This is a genomic window from Solwaraspora sp. WMMB335 (genome assembly GCF_049179075.1).
In the GTDB taxonomy this organism is placed as follows: Bacteria; Actinomycetota; Actinomycetes; order Mycobacteriales; family Micromonosporaceae; genus Micromonospora_E.
This window is the reverse complement of sequence record NZ_JBMHMF010000001.1, coordinates 2,956,035-2,971,575: the sequence shown is the minus strand read 5'-3', so window position 1 is coordinate 2,971,575 and position 15,541 is coordinate 2,956,035. Positions and strand designations below refer to the sequence as shown.

General features: G+C 71.5%; 16 protein-coding genes. 8 read left to right on the top strand and 8 right to left on the bottom strand.

The genetic code is table 11. From position 1 onward, the window contains the following. Window positions 1-17 precede the first annotated feature (17 nt). Complete coding sequence (locus tag ACN27F_RS12725) at window positions 18-1,766, bottom strand: acetyl/propionyl/methylcrotonyl-CoA carboxylase subunit alpha (RefSeq protein WP_421433555.1); 1,749 nt, start codon at window positions 1,764-1,766, stop codon at window positions 18-20. A 109-nt stretch (window positions 1,767-1,875) separates the two neighbouring features. Between ACN27F_RS12725 and ACN27F_RS12720 the strand changes: the two genes are divergently transcribed. The 3 genes from ACN27F_RS12720 (at window position 1,876) to ACN27F_RS12710 (ending at window position 4,400) form a co-directional block, all read left to right on the top strand. After that, window positions 1,876-2,496: a PadR family transcriptional regulator gene (locus ACN27F_RS12720; RefSeq protein ID WP_421433554.1), complete on the top strand. Its 621-nt coding sequence runs from the start codon at window positions 1,876-1,878 to the stop codon at window positions 2,494-2,496. Between the two features lie 147 nt (window positions 2,497-2,643). Next, a complete protein-coding gene (locus tag ACN27F_RS12715; protein WP_421433553.1) occupies window positions 2,644-3,603 on the top strand; it encodes an ATP-binding cassette domain-containing protein in 960 nt (319 codons plus the stop codon). 32 nt (window positions 3,604-3,635) lie between these two features. Then, window positions 3,636-4,400, top strand: coding sequence for an ABC transporter permease (locus ACN27F_RS12710; RefSeq protein ID WP_421433552.1), 765 nt, complete (start codon window positions 3,636-3,638; stop codon window positions 4,398-4,400). 120 nt (window positions 4,401-4,520) lie between these two features. On the opposite strand, the gene ACN27F_RS12705 is transcribed toward ACN27F_RS12710, so the two are convergent. The 6 genes from ACN27F_RS12705 to ACN27F_RS12680 form a co-directional block, all read right to left on the bottom strand. Continuing rightward, window positions 4,521-5,174 (bottom strand): O-methyltransferase, encoded by a 654-nt coding sequence (locus tag ACN27F_RS12705; RefSeq protein ID WP_421433550.1) that lies wholly within the window; start codon window positions 5,172-5,174, stop codon window positions 4,521-4,523. A 19-nt stretch (window positions 5,175-5,193) separates the two neighbouring features. Further along, the gene (locus ACN27F_RS12700) at window positions 5,194-5,922 is read right to left on the bottom strand and encodes a Maf family protein (protein ID WP_421433549.1); all 729 of its coding nucleotides are present in this window, start codon (window positions 5,920-5,922) and stop codon (window positions 5,194-5,196) included. An 11-nt stretch (window positions 5,923-5,933) separates the two neighbouring features. Then, window positions 5,934-7,061, bottom strand: coding sequence for a S8 family serine peptidase (locus ACN27F_RS12695; RefSeq protein ID WP_421433547.1), 1,128 nt, complete (start codon window positions 7,059-7,061; stop codon window positions 5,934-5,936). Further along, the gene (locus ACN27F_RS12690; RefSeq protein WP_421433546.1) at window positions 7,058-8,365 is read right to left on the bottom strand and encodes a hypothetical protein; all 1,308 of its coding nucleotides are present in this window, start codon (window positions 8,363-8,365) and stop codon (window positions 7,058-7,060) included. The genes ACN27F_RS12695 and ACN27F_RS12690 overlap by 4 nt, the downstream gene beginning before the upstream one ends. After that, entirely contained in the window at window positions 8,358-8,759 is a 402-nt protein-coding gene (locus ACN27F_RS12685; RefSeq protein ID WP_421433545.1) for a hypothetical protein, read from the bottom strand. Before ACN27F_RS12685 ends, ACN27F_RS12690 begins: the two co-directional genes overlap by 8 nt. Before the next feature lie 125 nt (window positions 8,760-8,884). Next, window positions 8,885-9,133 carry an acyl-CoA carboxylase epsilon subunit gene (locus tag ACN27F_RS12680; protein WP_421433543.1) on the bottom strand — a complete coding sequence of 83 codons (249 nt, stop codon included), beginning with the start codon at window positions 9,131-9,133 and terminating at the stop codon, window positions 8,885-8,887. A gap of 150 nt (window positions 9,134-9,283) precedes the next feature. Between ACN27F_RS12680 and ACN27F_RS12675 the strand changes: the two genes are divergently transcribed. The 5 genes from ACN27F_RS12675 (at window position 9,284) to ACN27F_RS12655 (ending at window position 13,693) form a co-directional block, all read left to right on the top strand. Further along, window positions 9,284-11,515: a serine/threonine-protein kinase gene (locus tag ACN27F_RS12675; protein WP_421433541.1), complete on the top strand. Its 2,232-nt coding sequence runs from the start codon at window positions 9,284-9,286 to the stop codon at window positions 11,513-11,515. A 65-nt stretch (window positions 11,516-11,580) separates the two neighbouring features. Further along, window positions 11,581-11,871, top strand: coding sequence for a hypothetical protein (locus ACN27F_RS12670; RefSeq protein ID WP_421433539.1), 291 nt, complete (start codon window positions 11,581-11,583; stop codon window positions 11,869-11,871). Next, window positions 11,849-12,628 (top strand): M50 family metallopeptidase, encoded by a 780-nt coding sequence (locus ACN27F_RS12665; protein WP_421433537.1) that lies wholly within the window; start codon window positions 11,849-11,851, stop codon window positions 12,626-12,628. The genes ACN27F_RS12670 and ACN27F_RS12665 overlap by 23 nt, the downstream gene beginning before the upstream one ends. A 109-nt stretch (window positions 12,629-12,737) precedes the next feature. Next, the gene (locus ACN27F_RS12660; RefSeq protein WP_421433535.1) at window positions 12,738-13,523 is read left to right on the top strand and encodes a helix-turn-helix domain-containing protein; all 786 of its coding nucleotides are present in this window, start codon (window positions 12,738-12,740) and stop codon (window positions 13,521-13,523) included. Then, on the top strand, window positions 13,514-13,693 hold the full coding sequence (locus ACN27F_RS12655; protein ID WP_421433533.1) for a DUF397 domain-containing protein: 180 nt from the start codon (window positions 13,514-13,516) through the stop codon (window positions 13,691-13,693). The genes ACN27F_RS12660 and ACN27F_RS12655 overlap by 10 nt, the downstream gene beginning before the upstream one ends. Before the next feature lie 74 nt (window positions 13,694-13,767). On the opposite strand, the gene ACN27F_RS12650 is transcribed toward ACN27F_RS12655, so the two are convergent. Further along, window positions 13,768-15,285, bottom strand: coding sequence for an acyl-CoA carboxylase subunit beta (locus tag ACN27F_RS12650; RefSeq protein WP_421433531.1), 1,518 nt, complete (start codon window positions 15,283-15,285; stop codon window positions 13,768-13,770). Window positions 15,286-15,541 lie beyond the last annotated feature (256 nt).

The following is a 15,541-nucleotide window of genomic DNA, read 5'->3' as shown; positions in this document are numbered from 1 at the left end:
TGATCAGGTCGGGCCGGTCAGGTGATCGAGCAGATCGTGGCACCGGCGCCGACCACGGCGCCGACCTCGGCGGACAGACCGCTGACCGTACCGGCCTTGGGGGCGTTGATCGGCTGTTCCATCTTCATCGCCTCCAGCACCACGACCAGGTCACCCTCGGCTACCTGGTCGCCGTCGGCCACGGCGATCTTGATGATGGTGCCCTGCATCGGCGAGACCAGGGCGTCACCGCCGGCCGCCGTCGCCGCGGTGGCGCCACCGCGGCGACGGGCCGGTCGGCGGTCGGCGGTCGTCGCCGGCGGCGTACCACCGCCGAAGCCGGCGGGGAAGCTGACCTCCAGCCGCTTGCCGCCGACCTCGACCACGACGGTCTCGCGGGCCTCGGGCCCGTCGGCCGCCGCAGGCGCGGTGAACGCCGGCACGGTGTTGTCGAACTCGGTCTCGATCCACCGGGTGTGTACGGCGAACGGCTCGCTGGTGAACGCCGGATCCCGGACCACCAGACGGTGGAAGGGCAGGGCGGTGGCCATCCCGTCGACCACCATTTCGTCCAGCGCCCGCCGGGCCCGTTCCAACGCTTCGGCGCGGGTCTCGCCGGTGACGATCAGCTTGGCCAGCAGCGAGTCGAAGTTGCCGCTGACGACGTCGCCGGCGGTGACGCCGGTGTCCACCCGTACCCCCGGGCCGGACGGCAGCCGCAGCGCGGTGATGGCACCGGGCGCGGGCAGGAAGTTGCGGCCCGGATCCTCGCCGTTGATTCGGAACTCGATGGAGTGCCCGCGCGGGGTCGGGTCGTCGGTGAACCGCAGCCGCTCACCGGCGGCGATCCGGAACTGCTCACGGACCAGATCGATGCCGGCGGTCTCCTCGGTGACCGGGTGCTCGACCTGCAGCCGGGTGTTGACCTCCAGGAAGGAGATGGTGCCGTCGGTGCCGACCAGGTACTCGACGGTGCCGGCGCCGTGATAGCCGGCCTCGCGGCAGATCGCCTTGGCGGAGTCGTGGATGGTGACCCGTTGCGCCGGGGTCAGGAACGGTGCCGGTGCCTCCTCGACCAACTTCTGGTGCCGGCGTTGCAGCGAGCAGTCCCGGGTGCCGACCACGACCACGTTGCCCTGCTGGTCGGCGAGCACCTGGGCCTCGACGTGCCGGGGCCGGTCCAGGTAGCGCTCGACGAAGCACTCGCCACGGCCGAACGCGGCCACCGCTTCGCGGGTGGCCGACTCGAACAGGTCGGCGATCTCGTCGATGGTGCGGGCCACTTTGAGTCCTCGGCCGCCGCCGCCGAACGCGGCCTTGATCGCCACCGGCAGGCCGTGTTCGCGGGCGAAGGCGGTCACCTCGTCGGGGCCGGCGACCGGGTCGGCGGTGCCGGGAACGAGCGGTGCGCCGGCCCGCTGGGCGATGTGCCGGGCGGTGACCTTGTCCCCGAGGTCGCGGATCGCCTGCGGGCTCGGCCCGATCCAGGTCAGCCCGGCGTCGATGACGGCGGCGGCGAAGTCGGCGTTCTCGGAGAGGAACCCGTAGCCGGGGTGGACCGCGTCGGCACCGGCCCGCGCGGCTATCTCCAGCAGCTTGTCGATGCGCAGGTACGTCTCGGCGGCGGTCTGCCCGCTCAGGGCGTACGCCTCGTCGGCGAGCGTGACGTGCAACGCCTCGCGGTCGGCGTCGGCGTACACCGCGACGCTGGCCAGGCCCGCGTCCCGGCAGGCACGGACCACCCGGACCGCGATCTCGCCCCGGTTGGCGATGAGAACCTTGCGCACGCCGCGTTCTCCTTTGCTCACGGGCCCGGTCCCGGAGTCTATCGACTCCGCCGATCGCTGAAACCGCTGCTCACTGTGGGATTGAGCACCGGACACTAGGCTGCCGGGGGTGTCTGCCACCCGGATGATGATTCTCGGTTTGGTCAAATGGATGCAACCGGTGCACGGCTACGACGTGCGCCGTGAACTGCTGAGCTGGCGCGCGGACAGCTGGGCGAACGTGGCGCCGGGATCGATTTACCACGCGTTGCGCAAGCTCGCCGACGAAGGGCTGCTGCGCCAGGTCGGCACCGCGCAGGTCGGGGCCCGCCCGGCCCGGACCAGCTACGAGATCACCGCGACCGGGATCGACGAGTTCGAGACACTGCTGCGCCGGCACTGGCGCGACTGCCGGCCACCGGCCGACCCGTTCCTCAGCGCGTTCGCGTTCCTGCCGGCACTGCCACGGGCGGAGGCGGTGGCGGCGCTGCGCAGTCGGGCCGCAGCGCTGCGCGCGGGCAACGCCGCCGCCCGCGACGACCTCGCCGCCGGCTGGCTGCGCCGCAAACCGTCGTACGTCGGGTGGATGCTGGAGTTGACGATCGTCCGTACGGAGGGGGAGATCGCCTGGTGTGAGCGGATCGCCGAGTTGATCTCGGCCGGTGTCCCGTACCGGCCAGCGGTCAATTCGGGCGACGAAACCTGGGCCGGGTGGCAGGCTGATCTCGACGCGGAGCCGGACAGCCAATAGCCAACCCGTCAATAGTCAAGATTGACCAATCGTCTCGCGGGAGATTAGCGTGCCAGACGCAGGGTGGACAGGCCGGCGCCAGCTTGGCGTGCCCACGGGGGATCCGGCCGGCGGCGTCCGGCCCGGCAAGCCAGGAGCGCACCACGGATGATCGAGACCAACGGGCTGCGGAAGTCGTTCCGCTCCCGGCAGGGACGCGTGACCAAGACCGTGGACGCGGTCCGGGGCGTCGACATGCTGGTCGAGGAGGGCGAGATCTTCGGCTTCCTCGGCCCGAACGGCGCCGGTAAGACCACCACCCTGCGGATGCTCGCCACGCTCATCGAGCCGGACGGCGGGGAGGCCGTGATCGCCGGGGCCGACCTGCGGCGCAACCCCGGCGAGGTACGCCGGCGGATCGGCTACGTCGCGCAGGGCGGCAGCACCTGGGACGAGGTCACCGGTCGCGAGGAGCTGGTGATGCACGCCCGGATGTACGGCATCGGCAAGGCCGACGCACAGCAGCGGGCGACCCGCGCGCTCGCCGCGTTCGAGCTGACCGACTACGCCGACCGCAAGTGCAAGACGTACTCCGGCGGTCAACGGCGACGGGTCGAGATCGCGCTGGGCGTCATCCACGAACCGAGGGTGGTCTTCCTCGACGAACCGACCACCGGGCTCGACCCGCAGAGCCGGGCCCACATGTGGGACGAGATCCGCCGGCTGCGCGCCGAGGGTATGACCGTCTTCATCACCACGCACTACCTCGACGAGGCCGACGCGCTGTGCGACCGGATCGCCATCATGGACCACGGCGAGATCGTCGTCGAGGGCACCCCGGCCGCGCTCAAGCGGGAAATCGCCGGCGAGGTGGTCACCGTCGGCCTGCTGGCCGGCCAGGCACCGGCCGCCGAGCAGTTGCTCATTTCCCAGCCGTACGTCAGCAAGCTGGAAGCCCCGGACGACAACGGCCTGCGGCTGTTCGTCGCCGACGGCGCCATCGCCATCCCGCAGATCCTGCGCACCCTCGACGGCGCCGGGCTCGAACTCAACTCGATCGAGCTGCACCGGCCCAGCCTCGACGACGTGTTTCTCACCAAGACCGGCCGCTCGCTGCGTGAGTCCTGACCGCCGCACCGGCCCCGCATCGGAGACAGATCATGAAGTTCGTCCGCGACACCTGGCTGATCTTCCAACGTCAGGTACTGCTCCTGCTGCGTAACCCCGTCTGGCTGTTCGTCGGGGTATTCCAACCGGTCATGTACCTGCTGCTGTTCGCCCCGCTGCTCAAGCCGGCCCTCACCCCGCTCGGCGCGACGACGAACGCCGAGGTCTACCGCATTTTCGTACCCGGCCTGCTGGTGCTGCTGGCCCTCTTCGGCGGCCTGTTCCAGGGCTTCGGGCTGATCGCCGAGCTGCGGGCCGGCGTGATCGAGCGGTCCCGGGTCACTCCGATCAGCCGGCTCGCGCTGCTGCTCGGCCGCAGCCTGCGCGACGTGATGTCGCTGCTGTTCCAAGCGGTGATCATCACTGTGCTGGCGGTGCCGTTCGGGCTCGCCGTGGTGCTCGGCAACCTGCTGCTGGCCTACCTGCTGCTCGCCCTGATCGCCCTGATGACCTCGGCCGTCTCCTACGGCGTGGCGTTGCTGGTGCGCAGCGAGGACGCACTGGCCCCGCTGATGAACACGGTGGCGCAACCGGTGCTGCTGCTCTCCGGCATCCTGCTGCCGTTGAGCTTCGCGCCGGTGTGGTTGCAGCGGGTCGCCCGGTGGAATCCGTTCTCCTGGGCGGTGGACGGCACCCGGGCCCTGTTCGCCGGCAACCTCGGCGACGACGCCGTCTGGCAGGGGCTGCTGATCACGCTGGTCCTGGCCAGCCTCGCCGTGATCTGGGCAGCCCGCGCCTTCGCCCGCAGCGTGCGATAGTGCGGCTCCCGCGCGGTACCGGCACCTGTCCGGTCAGCGCGGAACCGGGCCGCCCTCTGCGCACGGCAACGGCACAGAGGGCAGCCGCACCAGGCTACCGCCGGCGGGCCCGGCCCGCGCTCAGCGCCGTCGGGCCAGGGTGAGCCCATCGGCGATCGCCAACATCACCACATCCACCCGGTCGTCGTCGGCGACCTGGCGGTTGAAGGCCACCATCGCGTCGTCCTCCTCGCCCTGCGGAGACAGGACCCGGCCGTGGCGCAGCACGTTGTCCACCACGATCAGCCCGCCCGGTCGCATGCGCGGCACCAGCTCGCCCCAGTAGACCGGATAGCTGATCTTGTCCGCGTCGATGAAAGCGAGATCCAGATACGGCTCGGTCGGCAGCGCCCGCAGCGAATCGGCCGCCGGCCCGATCCGTAGGTCGATCCGGTCCGCGACGCCGGCCCGCTGCCAGTAGCGGCGGGCCACCGAGGTGAAGTCCGCCGAGACGTCCAGGCAGACGAGTTTGCCGCCGGCGGCCAGGCCACGGGCGATGGACAGGGCCGACAGCCCGGTGAAGGTGCCTACTTCGACCGCCTGGCGGGCGCCGACGAGTCGGGTCAGCAACGTCAGCAGCGCCGCCTGTTCGGGCGCCACCTGCATCTGCGCTCTGTCCGGCAGGGCGGTCGCGGTTTCCTCGATGAGGTCGCCGATGACGTCGTCGGGCGGGGTGCCGTGGGCCACGACGTACGCCTGGAGTTCGTCCGTCATCGGCAAGGTCTTGGTGGTCATGGCGCTGACGCTAACCTGGCTACCGCCCGGCGTCGGCCGCACCCCACAGATCGACGATCGAATACCCGAGCTCGGCGACCAACCGGCGCAGCAGCGGCAACGACAGGCCGACGACGTTACCGTGATCACCCTCGATCCGTTCCAGGAACGGGCCACCGAGCCCGTCGATGGTGAAGGCGCCGGCGACGTGCAACGGCTCGCCGGTCGCCACGTAGGCGGCGAGTTCGGCATCGGTGATGTCGGCGAAATGCACCACGGTCGCGGCCGTGCCGGTGGCCTGCCCGCCGGTTGCCAGACTGGCCAGCGCGTGCCCGGTGTACAGCACCCCGGAGCGCCCCCGCATCCGCCGCCAGCGCGCCGCCGCGTCCGCGGCATCCGTGGGCTTGCCCAGCACCGACCCGTCGAAGGACAGCACCGAGTCGCAGCCGAGAACCAGCGGGTCGACGCCGGTGGAGCCGGCGGGTGGGCCGTCGGACGGGCCGGTGGTCGGGCCGGTGGTCGGGCCGGTGGTCGGGCCGGTGGTCGGACCGGTGGTCGGGCCGGACGCCGCCCGGAGCCGATCGGCCACGGCGGCCATCTTCAGCCGGGCCAGCGCCAGGCACAGCTCGTCCGCCCGCGCCAGCGTCACCGACTCCTCGTCGACTCCGCTGACCAGCACCTCAGGCGTGATGCCGGCGGCCTGCAACAGTTTGTGCCGGGCCGGGCTCGCCGAGGCGAGCACCAGACGCGGTCGCAGCGAGGTATGCACGGGTGGTCAGGCTACCGCCGGCCCCGTCGCCGCCGGAGCACCAGCACCGGCACGGCGACCAGCAGCGCCGCCGCGATCGCGGTGCCGGCCAGTACGAAGCCGTCGGGCCGGGGCGGCCCGGCGCCGCCGCCGGCTACCGCGCCCACCGCCGCCGCAGCAGCCGGGGTCTCGTGCGGCGGTGCCGGCGGCCCGTCGCTGAGCGCGGCAACCAGATCGAGTACGCCGTGCCCGTACTGCTCGTCGCGGCCGGGCTGCCCCCGGTCCACAGCCGTCGCGGTGAGCCGGGCGACGACCTGCGGGGCGGTCAACTCGGGGAAGCGGGCCCGGACGAGCGCGGCGGCTCCGGAGACCAGCGCCGCTGCCGCCGAGGTGCCCGTGACCTCGCGGTACCCGCCATCCGACCCGGTAGTACGCAGATGCTCGCCAGGCGCGGTGAGTACGATGCCGGGCCCGGTCACCGACAACGGATGATGATTGCCGTCGCGTCCGATCGCACCGACCGCGACGACCCCGTCGATGAACGCCGGGAACGCGACGCCGTGATCGCGCGGTCGGTTGCCGGCCGCGGCCACGACCACGACGTCCGCCGCGATCGCGGTCTCGACGGCACGGGCCAACGCCGGGGACGGGGCCGTGGCCGTCGATACGTTGACGACGTCGACACCGGCGGCGACGGCTGCCGTTATGCCAGCCGCAACCCCGTCGGCTGAGGCGGCCCCGGACAGGGACCGGTCCCGGACGGAGACCACCGCCGCGTCCGGTGCGAGCCCCAGCACCCCACTGCCGTCCGGTCGCCCGTGCGCGGCGATCAGACCGGCCATGGCGGTCCCGTGTCCGTCGACGTCGGCCGGCTCGGTGGCCGGCGCCCCGGAGCGGCCGGCGACCAAATCGATCCGCTGCCGCAGATTGCGTCGCAGATCGGGATGGTCGGCGACGCCGGTGTCGACGACGCCGATGCGGATCCCGGTCCCGGTCGACATCCGATGGGCCGCCGCGACGCGGAGGAACTCCAGATGCCACTGTCCCGGCCAGGCGGCGGCCCCGGCCGGGGCCGCGTTGGCCGGACCTGGTCCGGCGGCGGTGATCAGCGAGCCCAGCAGGACCGCCGCGAGGATCGGGCAGCACCGTCGGAGCCTCATCCGGGCGGCCCGATCACCGGGCCCGGATCGTGCCTGCGACCGGCGCGGGGGCGGATGACTCCGGGGACCACCGCAGGCACCGTCCACCGTGGGCCGGGTTCCCGGCCGGCGACGTGTGTGGGATGGCGGTCGCCGCCGGGTCGGCCGGTGGCCGCACCCGGCTGCGGCACCGGTGCGGGCTGCGGTGACGGTGCGGACTGTGGTGACGGTGCGGGCTGGGCGCCGGACGATCCGGATGATCCGACCGGGCCGACGGGCGGCGCGATCACCGCACCGACCGGATTCACCCTTGCCGGGCTCGCCGGTGACGGTGCCCCGACCGGTCCCTTCGGCGACGCCGATCCGGGTACGGGTCCCGACGTCGGTGCGGGCACCGGTCCCGATTTCGCGGCGGCGGGAGTCGTACCCGCGTCGGGCATGCCGGTGGGCACTACGTCACCAGGTGAGCGGACCACCAGCGGCCGGCGTACGTCGACCGGCCCGACCGCACCGGCCGTCCTGGCCGCACCGACGGCCGCCGCTGCCCCGGCGGCCACCATCGCGGCCGTTGTCCCGGTCGCGACCGGCCGGCCGGATCCGGTGGTCACCCCGGCGGCGGTCCGGCCGGTCGGGACTTCGGCTGTCGCCGCCGTGACCATGGCGGAGCCGGATCCGATGTCGGGTGTGCTCCTGCCGGGTTCGAACGGGCTGACGATGTCGTGGTCCGGCACGGTCGAGCCGGCGCCACCGGCCGCGAACGTCGGTGGTTGCCGGATCCGCACCTGAGCCTGTACCAGAGTGTCGCTGAGCTGCCGCATGACCGATCGAGCCCGCTCCGCCACGACGGCCAGGTCGGCGGTGGTGACCGGCAAGGGGCCGATCTGCCGCTCACGCATCGGTCGGGTACCCGGCGCGGCGGCGGCCCGCAGCTGCTCCGCCTGTTGCTGCCGCAGACGGGTGTGCTCGGCGTACAGGTGGCGCAGGGCGCTGCGGGCTGCGGACAGCGCGGCGGTCGCGGCGCGGGTGGCGGCCTGGTTGGCGGTCGCTACCTCGTACGTCTGCTGCACATTACCGATCAGCTGGTCCAACCGGGCAATGTGGGCGGCCGAGGCGGTGCCGACCGCCGGCGGCCAGATCACCACCAGCCGGTCCCGGTGCCGGCGGAGTCGGGTCAGGTGGGTTGCCGCGAGTTCGTAGGCACGCTGCCAGCCGGCGACCTGGCGCCACTGTCGCTCGACGTCGTGGTGTTCCAGCATCCGCCACATCGCTTCGGTGTCGAACTGGTGCCAGTCGGTCCCGCCGCCGACGGCACCCGGCTCATGCATCCGGCCGGTCCGGTCGGTCGAGCCGGTTGTCCAGCCGGGCTGCCGCCAGGGCGTCCGTGCTGCGATAGCGCCCACTCGCGATAGCCACCGCATCCGCCAACGCACCGGCCGCGTTGCCGTGGAAGTGCAGCAGGTGTGTGGTGTCGCGGGCGGCCGTGCGATGTGTCTCGACGAAGCCGGCCAACTCGACGAAGTCCGCCGGCCCGAACTGGCCCGCGTCGATGTCGGGCGGCTGCAGGTCGGCGCGCACCCGCTCGACGTGGCCCGCGTAGTGGTCGGCGGTCTCCGCCGCCAGCGCGGCGGCGAACTCCGTCAGTGCGGCGGCGTCGACGTCAAGCGCACCGTAGTCACGGATCCAGGACGGCAGGTGGCGGTCCTCGTCGAGCAGCCCCATCCGACAGCCTTCCTGTCACCGTACGGCTTCAGTTGGTGAGGGTAGTTGTCGGCGGCCACGACCGACGCCCCTGGACGGCCGGTCGTCCGCCGACGCGTCGACCCATGGGCTGACTGGCGGGTCGGTCAGCCGGGCAGGGCGGTGGACCGCCAGGCACCCGGCCCAGGTGGCGGCAGTGGCCGCGTGGTCGGGCGGGCGGCGCGGGCCCACCGGGAGTCACCCCTCGACCCATCCTCGGTGTCAGATACCGGACGGATACGGATGAGCACCGCGCCGACCAACGCGGCCAGCTCCTCGGCGTTCGGGACGCCGCTCGTGATCCGCCAGTCCCGGTCAGCGTCCACCATGCCGCCATCTGCGCAGCCTTCCGTCATACCACCGAGCCTACGCCGACGCCGGAATGTGGAAGACGGCAAGCGTGCTGAGCCAGGGAGCGGGTTGGCGGACCGTACAATATGACGCGCGGCTCACACGGCCGCGTGCCGATCGTGTGACACTCACGTCTTCCGGGTACGGTCATTTGGATGTCCGCTGCGCCCCCGCAACTGATCGCTGACCGTTACCGGCTGGTCGAGCCGCTCGGTCAAGGCGGCATGGGCCGGGTCTGGAAGGCCCGCGACGAGGTGCTCCACCGCGACGTCGCGATCAAGGAGCTGGTGCCGCCACCGGGGCTGACCAACCAGGAACGCCGCGAGATGCGGGAGCGGTCGCTGCGTGAGGCACGGGCCATCGCCCGGCTCAACCACATCAACGTGGTTCGGGTCTTCGACGTGCTGCGCACCGACGGCGATCCGTGGATCGTCATGGAGTACGTACCGTCGCGGTCGCTGCAGGACGTGCTCGCGCAGGACGGTCCGGTCCCGTCCACCCGGGCGGCCGAGATCGGACTCGGTGTTCTCGGCGCACTGCGGTCGGCACACCTGTCCGGCGTGATGCACCGGGACGTCAAGCCCGGCAACGTCCTGCTCGGCCACGACGGGCGGGTGGTGCTCACCGACTTCGGGCTCGCCACCGTGCCCGGCGACCCCAACGTCACCCGGACCGGTCTGGTACTCGGCTCGCCGGCGTACATCGCGCCCGAGCGTGCCCGCACCGGCAGCGCCGGTCCGGAGGGCGACCTGTGGTCACTCGGTGCGACGCTCTACGCGGCGGTGGAAGGACAATCGCCGTACGCCCGGCCGACGGCGATCGCCACGCTGTCCGCGCTGGCGACCGAACCGCCTCCGCCGGCCAGGCGGGCCGGACCGCTCAAGCCGGTCCTCGCCGGCCTGCTGCGCAAGGACCCGCTGACCCGGATGAAGGCCGACGAGGCGGAACGGCTGCTGGCCCGGGCTGCCGGTCGCGGTCCGCGCCGTGGGCGCTCACTGCTCGATGGGGTACGCCGACCCAGCACGCTCGGCTCCCGGGAAGTACGCCCGGGCGAGTCCCGCTCCGGGATCGTGCCCGGCCCGCGCGGCGGCACCACCCGGCCACCGGTCCCGCCGCCCGACGCCGCCGCGCCGCCGGTCGCTTCGCTGCCCACTGCTCTGCCGGTGGTGCCCGGTCCGGCGAAGTACGGCCGGGTCGTCGGCGCACCGCCCGCCGACCCCACCCGGGTGGTCGACCCGCACGGCGGTTCGGCAGCGGGTGAGACCACGGTGCTGCCGGCCGGTGAGACCACGGTGCTCCCGCCGGCTGACGCCGCACCCGCACCCGCGACGACGCCGGACCCGCCCGCCGACCCCGCTGACACCGTCGCCGGCGCGGAGCAGTCACCTTCGGCGAGCACTCCGACATCCGACGACGTGCCGGAACGAATGGCCGCGGAACCGGCGCCCGAGGCGTCTGGGCCACATGCATCCGACGATGTGGCCGGCGCGCCCGAGACGGCACCGGCCCCGCCCGAGACGGCACCGGCCCCGCCCGGCGACGATGAGCCTGTCCAGGCGCGACCGGTGGCTGCGGCGGCCGCCGTGCCTGCCGCACCGCCGGTGCGGCAGAACCGGTCGACACCGGCGTTGCTGTACGACCGGGCCGCCCGCGCCGTGCGGTCCGCACCGCGCGGCTGGCTACTCGGCGGCGTCGTCGTGGTGCTCGTGCTGGTGCTGGCGACCGCCATCGCGCTGGTCAGCCGCGGCGACCAGGGCGATCAGCGTGAGCAGAACGGTACTGGGCCGGCGGGATCCTCCTCGTCGGCACCGGCGGACCCGACGCCGTCGGGATCATCCGACGGGGAACAGACCTCCGAGCCGACCGCGTCGTCGGCACCGACCGCCGGCGAGCCGGGCGTACCGCCTCCGGCGCAGGAGGAACCCGATCCGGGCCAGCCCGGTCCACTACCCGACGGCTGGCGTCTGCACGAGGACCCGACCGGCTTCGCCGTGCCGGTACCGGCCGGCTGGACGGTCAGCCGGGAAGGCCCTCGGGTCTACTTCCGGGAGAACGCACAGCTCGGCAGATTGATCATCATCGACCAGACCAACGATCCCCGGCCGGATCCGGTGGCGGACTGGGAGAACCAGGAACGCGCCCGGCGGGGCACCTACAACGACTACGAACGGGTGCGGATCGAAGCGGTTGACTACTTCCTCAAGGCGGCCGACTGGGAGTTCCGTTACACCAGCAACCAGGGCAACCGGCTGCAGGTGCGCAATCGTGGTTTCGTCACCGCCGAGGACCAGGCGTACTCGATCTATTGGCTGACCACGGCGCAGCGGTGGGAAGAGGACCTGTGGCACTTCGAGCTGATGGCGGACCGGTTCCAGCCCGCGCCGTGACCGCAGGGGCATGACTCGACGATCTTCTGGGTACCTCTCGCAGCACGACGAACGGGAGGTACGACGTGAGTAGCCGAGGACGGGTCGTCAAGCCGAGCCTGGCGCTGTGGACGTTGGTGGCGGTGGCCGACGCGGCTCTGCTGACTGCCAGTGTGGGCCTGCTGACCGTGCTCTTGGCGCTCGTCGGCCTCGCCACCGTGGCCGTCGTAGCGGTCGCGGCCGTCGCGGCGTACCAGGTGGTGGGCCGGCACCACGACGGCGAAAGAGACACCGTCAAGTCTTGCGGATCTGCCGGTTGGCCTGCCGTGCGTACGGTGAGTAGGCTCCCGAGCTGTGTCGATCACCGGGCTGACTGACCTCTGGAACCGTCTGTTCGGGGCGCAGCCGGACCCACCGCCGGTGCTCGTGCTCATCACCGCGGCCGTCGCGCTGGCCGTCGTGGTCACCCGGCTGCCGTGGCGCATCGCGCGCAACGCGATCACCATCGCCCACGAGGGCGGGCACGCGCTGATCGCCCTGCTCACCGGCCGCAAGCTCAAGGGCATCCGGCTGCACTCGGACACCTCCGGACTGACCTTGTCAGCGGGCCGGCCGACCGGACCGGGGATGATCCTCACCCTGCTGGCGGGGTACGTCGCCCCGTCGTTGGTCGGGCTGGCCGGTGCCTGGCTGCTCGGCGGCAACCGGATCACCCTGCTGCTCTGGATCGCCGTGGTGCTGCTGTTCGCCATGCTGGTGATGATCCGCAACATCTTCGGGATCGTGTCCATCCTGGTCACCGGGGGCGTGGTCTTCGCGGTCTCGTGGTTCGCCAGCCCGGAGGTACAGGCCGCGTTCGCGTACACCGGCGTGTGGTTCCTGCTGATCGGCGGGCTCCGACCGGTCGGCGAGCTGCAGCGGCTGCGCGCCAGGGGCCGTTCGCCGGAGTCGGACGCCGATCAGCTGGCCTGGCTGACCCGGGTGCCCGGACTCATGTGGGTCGGATTCTTCGGCCTGGTCAACATCGCCGCGCTGATCGTCGGGGCGCTGCTGCTCGCCGGCCCGTGGCTGGCCGAGCTGGAGCTTCCCACGGCCGGACTGTCCGCGGCCGGCCAGCCACACCAGCCGCAATAGCGAATCCGACGAACGATTGAAACGTATTTCTGAATATCCTTCGACTTTCTCCGCCAGACCGCGACAGTGCTTACTGGACACACCATGCCGCCGACCGTGAAGATGGGGCATGAGCGGATCCAAATGGTTGATTGGCGAGCTGCGCCGGTTGCGTGAATCTGCCGGACTTACCCAAGAAGCATGGGGCACCAAGCTGCACTTCTCGACCTCGCACGTCGGCGCGGTCGAGCGCGGTGAGCGGCCGGCGTTGCCTGACTATCTGCATGCCGTCGACAAGGTCTTCGGCACGACGCTGCTCGCGTTCTATCGCGAGCACATCCGGGGCGAGTGGGCGCCGTCCTGGTACCGCCCCTTCATCGACTACGAGAACCGGGCCACGCTGCTCCGGATCTATCAGCCCAATCTCGTCCCCGGGCTGCTGCAGACCGAGGACTACGCCCGCGCACTGTTGCAGGCGTTGAACGTCGGCCCCGGCGAGCTCGACCCGACGCTGGCCGCGCGCCTCGACCGGCAGGACCTTGTCACCCGCGCGGCGAGCCCGTGCCGGCTGGCCGTGGTGCTCGACGAGTCGTCGCTGCGGCGCTGCGTCGGCGGCGGCGAGGTGATGCGCGACCAGCTCAAGGCCCTGGCGGAGGCGGGCGACCGGACCAACGTGCAGATCCACGTGGTCCCACTGGCCACCCCCGCATACGTCGGACTGCTCGGCCCGCTCGTGCTGGCGGCCGTCGAGGGTCGCACGATCGGCTACCTGGAGGGCCACCTTGAGGGTCGAGTGATCGAATCGCCCGAGGCGGTTACTGACCTTGAGGTCATCTGGGAGGCGGTCCGCGCGTACGCTCTCCCGTGCGCACAGTCGCAAGAATTGATGATGAAGGTAGGAGAGACATGGACCTGACCGGCGCACGGTGGCACAAGAGCACCAGGAGCGACACGGGCACCTGCATCGAGGTCGCGGAGAACCTTCCGGGCCGCGTGCACGTCCGTGACAGCAAGGACGAGACTGGGCCGGTGCTCACGTTCGGGCCGTCCGCCTGGCGGTCGTTCGTCGCCAGCGTCACCCGCTGACCGTCAGATAAATCAGCGCGCCCCGTGCCGAAAGGAAAGCGGTACGGGGCGCGTCCATGCCCGGACGCCCGCCGTCACAGCGGGATGTTGCCGTGCTTCTTCGGTGGCAGCGTTTCCCGCTTGCCGCGCAGCATCCGTAGGCCGCGCGCCACCTGAGCGCGGGTCTGCGACGGCGCGATGACCGAGTCGACGTAGCCACGTTCCGCCGCGAGGTACGGGTTGGCGAGGTGCTCCTCGTACTCGGTGACGCGTTGCGCGCGGACCGCGGCCGGATCGTCGGCGGCGGCCAGTTCGGCGCGGTAGAGGATGTTTACCGCCCCTTGAGCCCCCATCACGGCAATTTGCGCCGTCGGCCAGGCGAAGTTGAGATCGGCACCGAGGTGCTTGGAACCCATCACGTCGTACGCGCCGCCGTACGCCTTGCGGGTGATCACGGTGACCTTCGGTACGGTGGCCTCGGCGTAAGCGTAGATCAACTTGGCGCCCCGGCGGATGATGCCGTCCCACTCCTGGTCGGTGCCGGGCAGGAAGCCCGGTACGTCGACGAAGGTGAGCACCGGGATGTTGAACGCGTCGCAGGTGCGCACGAACCGGGCAGCCTTCTCCGAGGCACCGATGTCGAGGCAGCCGGCGAAATGCATGGGCTGGTTGGCGACCACGCCGACCGGCCGGCCTTCGACGCGGCCGAAGCCGACCACGATGTTCTGCGCGTACAGTGGTTGGACCTCCAGGAACTCGGCCTCGTCGAGGACGTGCTCGATGACCCGGTGCATGTCGTACGGATGGTTGGCCGAGTCCGGGATGATGGTGTCCAGCTCACGGTCGGCGTCGGTGACCTCCGGTTGCGGGCCGGCCGGCAGGGCGGGCGGGTCGTCCAGGTTGTTGCTCGGCAGGTACGACAGCAGCGTCTTGACGTAGTCGACCGCGTCGTCCTCGTCGGTGGCCAGGTAGTGGGCGTTGCCGCTGGTGGCGTTGTGGGTACGGGCGCCACCCAGCTCCTCCATCCCGACGTCCTCGCCGGTGACCGTCTTGATCACGTCCGGGCCGGTGATGAACATGTGTGAGGTCTGGTCGACCATGACGGTGAAGTCGGTGACCGCCGGGGAGTAGACGGCGCCGCCGGCGCAGGGGCCCATCACCAGTGAGATCTGCGGGATGACCCCGGAGGCGCGGACGTTGCGGAAAAAGATTTCCCCGTACCGGCCGAGGCTGACCACGCCCTCCTGGATCCGGGCGCCGCCGGAGTCGTTGATCCCGACCACCGGGCAGCCGATCTTCATCGCCAGGTCCATCACCTTGACGATCTTCTCGCCGAACACCTCGCCGAGGGAGCCGCCGAAAACGGTGAAGTCCTGGGCGAAGACGCACACCTGGCGTCCGTCGACCGTGCCGTAGCCGGTGATCACCCCGTCGCCGTACGGCCGGGTACGCTCCAGTCCGAAACTGGTCGAGCGGTGCCGGGCCAACTCGTCGAGCTCGACGAACGAGCCCTCGTCGAGCAGCATGGCGATCCGTTCCCGGGCGGTGCGTTTGCCGCGCGCGTGCTGTTTGTCCACCGCGCGCGCGGAGCCGGCGTGCACCGCCTCGTCCATCCGACGTTCCAGATCCGCCAGCTTGCCGGCCGTGCTGTGCAGGTCGGGCCCGATCCCGGCCGGTCCGGTCGTGCCTGGTTCGGTCCTGCCTGATCCGGTCGTGCCTGATCTGGTCCTGCTCGGTCCGGTCCTGCTCGGTTCGGTCACGGTCTCGGAATGTTCACTCGTCGCGCCCACACTGCGGATCGTATCGGCGACCCCGCCCACCTGGCAGTTCGGCTCGTCGTCGCTGTCGGCCAGCCGGAAGTTGTGCGAG

Bases quoted from the DNA above. Each gene is read 5' to 3' on its own strand.
- ACN27F_RS12675 (WP_421433541.1), top strand. From the start codon at position 9,284: ATGTCCGCTGCGCCCCCGCAACTGATCGCTGACCGTTACCGGCTGGTC.
- ACN27F_RS12695 (WP_421433547.1), bottom strand. From the start codon at position 7,061: ATGAGGCTCCGACGGTGCTGCCCGATCCTCGCGGCGGTCCTGCTGGGC.
- ACN27F_RS12710 (WP_421433552.1), top strand. From the start codon at position 3,636: ATGAAGTTCGTCCGCGACACCTGGCTGATCTTCCAACGTCAGGTACTG.
- ACN27F_RS12655 (WP_421433533.1), top strand. From the start codon at position 13,514: ATGGACCTGACCGGCGCACGGTGGCACAAGAGCACCAGGAGCGACACG.
- ACN27F_RS12650 (WP_421433531.1), bottom strand. From the start codon at position 15,285: ATGGACGAGGCGGTGCACGCCGGCTCCGCGCGCGCGGTGGACAAACAG.
- ACN27F_RS12715 (WP_421433553.1), top strand. From the start codon at position 2,644: ATGATCGAGACCAACGGGCTGCGGAAGTCGTTCCGCTCCCGGCAGGGA.
- ACN27F_RS12680 (WP_421433543.1), bottom strand. From the start codon at position 9,133: ATGACGGAAGGCTGCGCAGATGGCGGCATGGTGGACGCTGACCGGGAC.
- ACN27F_RS12685 (WP_421433545.1), bottom strand. From the start codon at position 8,759: ATGGGGCTGCTCGACGAGGACCGCCACCTGCCGTCCTGGATCCGTGAC.
- ACN27F_RS12690 (WP_421433546.1), bottom strand. From the start codon at position 8,365: ATGCATGAGCCGGGTGCCGTCGGCGGCGGGACCGACTGGCACCAGTTC.
- ACN27F_RS12660 (WP_421433535.1), top strand. From the start codon at position 12,738: ATGAGCGGATCCAAATGGTTGATTGGCGAGCTGCGCCGGTTGCGTGAA.
- ACN27F_RS12705 (WP_421433550.1), bottom strand. From the start codon at position 5,174: ATGACCACCAAGACCTTGCCGATGACGGACGAACTCCAGGCGTACGTC.